At 66.4% G+C, this 4,691-nt stretch carries 3 protein-coding genes; 1 reads left to right on the plus strand and 2 read right to left on the minus strand.

The annotated features are described in order from the left end of the window. The coding region (locus H0W38_RS16860) for a DUF5117 domain-containing protein (RefSeq protein WP_292456186.1) at nucleotides 1-1,593 on the minus strand (1,593 nt) is incomplete at its 3' end. 348 nt (nucleotides 1,594-1,941) lie between these two features. Continuing rightward, nucleotides 1,942-3,609 carry an energy-dependent translational throttle protein EttA gene (gene ettA, locus H0W38_RS16865; RefSeq protein ID WP_292456188.1) on the minus strand — a complete coding sequence of 556 codons (1,668 nt, stop codon included), beginning with the start codon at nucleotides 3,607-3,609 and terminating at the stop codon, nucleotides 1,942-1,944. 255 nt (nucleotides 3,610-3,864) lie between these two features. Between ettA and H0W38_RS16870 the strand changes: the two genes are divergently transcribed. Continuing rightward, on the plus strand, nucleotides 3,865-4,691 hold an 827-nt coding region (locus tag H0W38_RS16870; protein ID WP_292456191.1), incomplete at its 3' end, for a quinoprotein dehydrogenase-associated SoxYZ-like carrier.

A 4,691-nucleotide genomic window follows, 5' to 3' on the forward strand; every position in this document is an offset into this window, starting at 1 on the left:
CACGTCGAGTGCGTAGGCCATCTGCTCTGCGGCATGGTCGGCGTGCAGGCAGGCGCGCGGGTCGTGGGCCAGGCCGGCGGCGCCGCTGAGGGCACCGGGCGCGACACCGCTTTGCAGCAGCTCGGCAAAATCGGCGCTCGAGGTCGTGAGCACTTGCGAGCGCAGGTTACGGATGCTGCGCGAAGACAGGCTCTCGAAAGCGATGTCGGCGTCGAGAATCTCGCCGCTGCGCGGATCGACGTGGCTGGGCCCGATGGCGCCGAAGGTCGCGCCGGCGTTGGTCATCCACCGCACCGAAGCGCGGTCGGTGTCGAGCGTGTCGAACTCGGCGCCTTCGGGCTGCACCTCGACGCGCAGAGCGTCCTTGAAGCCGATGCGCTCGAAAGCCTTGTTCCATTCGAGAATGCCCGCGGTGACGGCGCCGCGGTACTGTTCAGGGATGCTGCGGTCGAGCCAGAAGGTGACGGGCTTGACCGGCTCCGACAAGTCGGCCTCGCGATCCTTCTTCTCCAGACGCCAACGGTTCACGAAACGCTGCTTCGGGCTGCGGGAGAGATCATCGGAAAAGTCGGCGACCGTGCTGGTGAAATAACCCAGCCGCGCATCGGCCTTGCGAGGGCGCATCGGCTCCGCAGGCAACGCGGTCAGCGAATAGTGCATCATCATGAAAAGACTGCGCACGTCGGGCAGCGTGCTCGGCACGGAAGGCCGCGCGCCGCTGCTGCCGGGCTGCGGCACGGAGATGCTCGAGGTCGCGTAGTGGTTCTGCACCTCCAGGGCGATCTGCTCGGGACCACTGCGCACATCGAGGATGGCCGAGTGGCGGGCGTCGAAAGAGTAACTCTGGCGATAGCTGCGCTGCAGCGCCTGGGCAATGCCCGGCAAGTCGCTGACGAACAGGCTCGCCGCATCCACCAGGATCGACTTGCGCTCTGGATGCTCCTGGCTGGCGACCACCGCGCTGCCCAGCAGGCTCGGCGAATAGGCGTTCTTGACCGCCTGCGCCTCGGGCGTGCCCACCTTGGCGGCGTAGGCCATGTTGAGCGCTACCAGCTGAATCTGGTTGTTGATGCGGCGGAATTCGACCGCCTGCGGCTGCCCGATCGCTAAGCCCCAGGTGCTTGCCATCAGGCCACCGAAGAAGCCCCGCTCGCCGATACCGCTGGCGTACTTGGGGCTCAGAAAGAGCAGCCGGCCCAGATCGTCGGGAGCGAGTTCGAACCAGATCTTCTCGTCCTTGCGCCAGACGGTAATGAGGCCCTCGGTGGATGTAGCGCCATTGACCACGGCGGCAAACGCGGGGGGCTGGCCGGGCGCCGACGGCAGCTTGGCGACGAGCGCCGCAGGCGGACCGGCCCGCGCGCTGATGCGCGCTGCGGCACTGCCGCTATTGGCGCCGGCCGGCACCGCGTCCGCTGCAGCGCCCGAGACCGAAAGGGGTGGGAGGGCCGCCTCTGCCGGCGCGGGCGGCTCTACGGGTGCCGGCAACAGCACGGCACATCCCGACAGCCACAGCGCCGTCGCGCCGAGCACCGAGGCAAGCCCGAGGACGCGCACAGAACGTGGTGCGCTGCGATGAAGGAGGCCAGCCAAGATTTTCAGTCCTGAGTTGCGGTGTTGACACGATCAGAGGAGCGCATCCTGCGGGCCTTCGGGCGGCGGCCCAACCCGTCGAACCCATGGAATCGCTGCGCGCCCCTCACTGCAGCAGCCCACATGCTGGAGCCAGATGCTGCTGAGCAGCATCGGGACTCTCCCGCGCCCCGACCGGTTCCTCCTGCCGAGCCGCAGCGCTAGTTTGTCGGGCTGTCCGGTCGCACGCGAGTGCATCCGTCACACCGCATCGCCATGCGGCGTGTGCCGTCCGGAATTACGCCGCTGCTGCTGCATTCGCACGCATTGCCCTGCGTGCAGCAAGGCCTCTGCATGCGAGGGCCGGTCTCAGATCGTCAAGGCCTTGAACCGAATGCGCCTGGGCTTTGCACCCTCTTCGCCGAGGCGCTTCTTCTTGTCGGCCTCGTACTCCTGGTAATTGCCGTCGAAGAAGACCCACTTTGAATCGCCCTCGCAGGCCAGGATGTGGGTCGCGATGCGGTCGAGGAACCAGCGGTCGTGGGAAATCACCATCACGCTGCCGGCGAACTCGAGCAGCGCGTCTTCCAGGGCGCGCAGGGTTTCGACGTCGAGGTCGTTGGATGGCTCGTCGAGCATGAGCACGTTGCCGCCGGTGGCCAGCGTCTTGGCCAGGTGCAGCCGGCCGCGCTCGCCGCCGGAGAGGTTGCCGACCAGCTTTTGCTGGTCGTTGCCCTTGAAGTTGAAGCGGCCGAGGTAGGCCCGCGAGGGCATCACGAACTTGCCGATGACGATGTTGTCCAGGCCGCCCGACATGTCCTGCCACACGGTCTTGTCGCCCTCCAGCGACTCGCGGGTCTGCTCGACGAAGGCCATCTTCACCGTCGAGCCGATCTTGACCGTGCCGCTGTCCGCCTTTTCCTTGCCCGCGATCATTCGGAACAGGGTCGACTTGCCGGCGCCGTTGGGGCCGATGATGCCGACGATGGCGCCAGCCGGCACCTTGAAGCTCAGGTTGTCGATCAGCACGCGGTCGCCGAAGCTCTTGGTGACGTTCTCGAACTCGATCACCTCGTTGCCCAGGCGTTCGGCCACCGGAATGAACATCTCGTTGGTCTCGTTGCGCTTCTGGTATTCGACGTCTGATAGTTCCTCGAAGCGGGCCAGGCGCGCCTTGCTCTTGGCTTGGCGGCCCTTGGCGTTCTTGCGCACCCACTCGAGCTCCTGCTTCATCGCGCGGGTGTGGGCGTCTTCGGACTTTTGCTCCTGCTCGAGGCGAGCTTCCTTTTGCTCCAGCCAGTCGGAGTAGTTGCCCTTCCAGGGGATGCCGCGACCGCGGTCGAGCTCCAGGATCCACTCGGCAGCGTTGTCGAGGAAGTAGCGATCGTGGGTGATGCCGACCACCGTTCCGGGAAAGCGCTTGAGGAACTGCTCCAGCCAGTCGACCGATTCGGCGTCCAGGTGGTTGGTCGGCTCGTCGAGCAGCAGCATGTCGGGCTGGCTGAGCAGCAAACGGCACAGGGCCACGCGGCGCTTTTCTCCGCCGGAGAGCTGCCCGATCACGGCATCCCAGGGCGGCAGGCGCAGCGCGTCGGCGGCGATCTCGAGCTGCAGGTCGGTGTTCTCACTGCCGGCGGCGGCAATCTGGGCTTCGAGATCGGCCTGCTCGGCGGCCAGCTTGTCGAAATCGGCATCCGGGTCGGCGTATTCGGCATACACCTCGTCGAGCCGTTTCTTTGCGGCCAGCACGCCGCCGATGCCCTGCTCGACCGCCTCGCGAACCGTCTGCTCGGGGTCGAGCTGCGGCTCCTGCGGCAAATAACCGATCTTGATACCCGGCATGGCCGTGGCTTCGCCGTCGATCTCGTTGTCCAGGCCGGCCATGATCCGCAGCAGGGTCGACTTGCCCGAGCCGTTCAGGCCCAGCACGCCAATCTTGGCGCCTGGGAAGAAGCTGAGCGAAACGTCCTTGAGGATCTGGCGCTTGGGAGGAACCGTCTTGCTGACGCGGTTCATCGTGTAGACGTATTGGGCCATGGGGTGCGTTTGAGTTTTAAAGACGCGGCGCCGCCGCGACAACCCAAGATTGTCGCCGACACCCCATGGCCGGCGCTGATGTGGGCTCGTTCCGCGCCCATCGAGCCGCGCTGCCGCGCGCGGTGTAAGGATGCGCGGCGCTCGGGCGACCCAGTGCCTGACAGGGCGCCGCAAAGAGCGCACTATTCGGCTGTTGCGCGGCCCTGAATGCGCGCTGCCGGTGTGTCAGACGTCCGGCCCCACTGGAGATATTCAATGCCCACACTCACCCGCATGCTGTTGACCGCCTTGCTGAGCGCCGGCCTCGGCGCACCAGCCGTCGCGGCAGACGACGGCGCCGACAACGAACGCTGGCAGTCCATCCGCACATCGCTGTTCGCCGACCGGCCGATCGCTCAGGACGCCACCGACATCGTCGAACTCGAAGCCCCGATCCGCGCCGCCGATGCTGCGGTAGTGCCGATGGCGATCCGGACGAAGTTTGCGCAGACCCCCGAGCGCTACGTCAGGAAACTGTGGCTCGTGATCGACAAGAACCCATCCCCGGTTGGAGTGGCGTTCACCCTGACCCCCGAGAGCGGCCTGGCCGACATCGAGACACGGGTTCGGGTCGAGGAGTACACGCACGCGCGGGCCATCGCCGAACTGAACGACGGCAGCCTGCACATGCACACCCGCTTCGTGAAGGCCTCCGGCGGCTGCTCGGCACCGGCCGGCAAGGACGCCGAGGCGGCGCTGGCAAACCTGGGCAAGACCAAGCTGCGTGTCGAGGGCCCGGTGAAGCCCGGCGAGCCGGCGCTGGCGCAATTGATGATCAGCCATCCGCAGACGTCGGGTCTGGCCATCGACCAGCTCACCCGGCTGGCGCCGGCGCCCTACTTCGTGCGCAGCATCGCCATCAGCTACGCCGGCAAGCCGGTGCTCACGGCCGATGTCGATTTCACGGTGAGCGAGAACCCGAGCCTGCGCTTTCACTTCGTGCCCACCGCAGCCGGTGGTGAACTCAAGGCCGAAATCGTCGATACCAAGGATCGCAGCTTCACGGCGGCAATCGACGTGACCGCCAAGCAATATGCCGAAAG

Source organism: Methylibium sp. (assembly GCF_013817365.1).
Lineage (GTDB): Bacteria > Pseudomonadota > Gammaproteobacteria > Burkholderiales > Burkholderiaceae_C > Methylibium.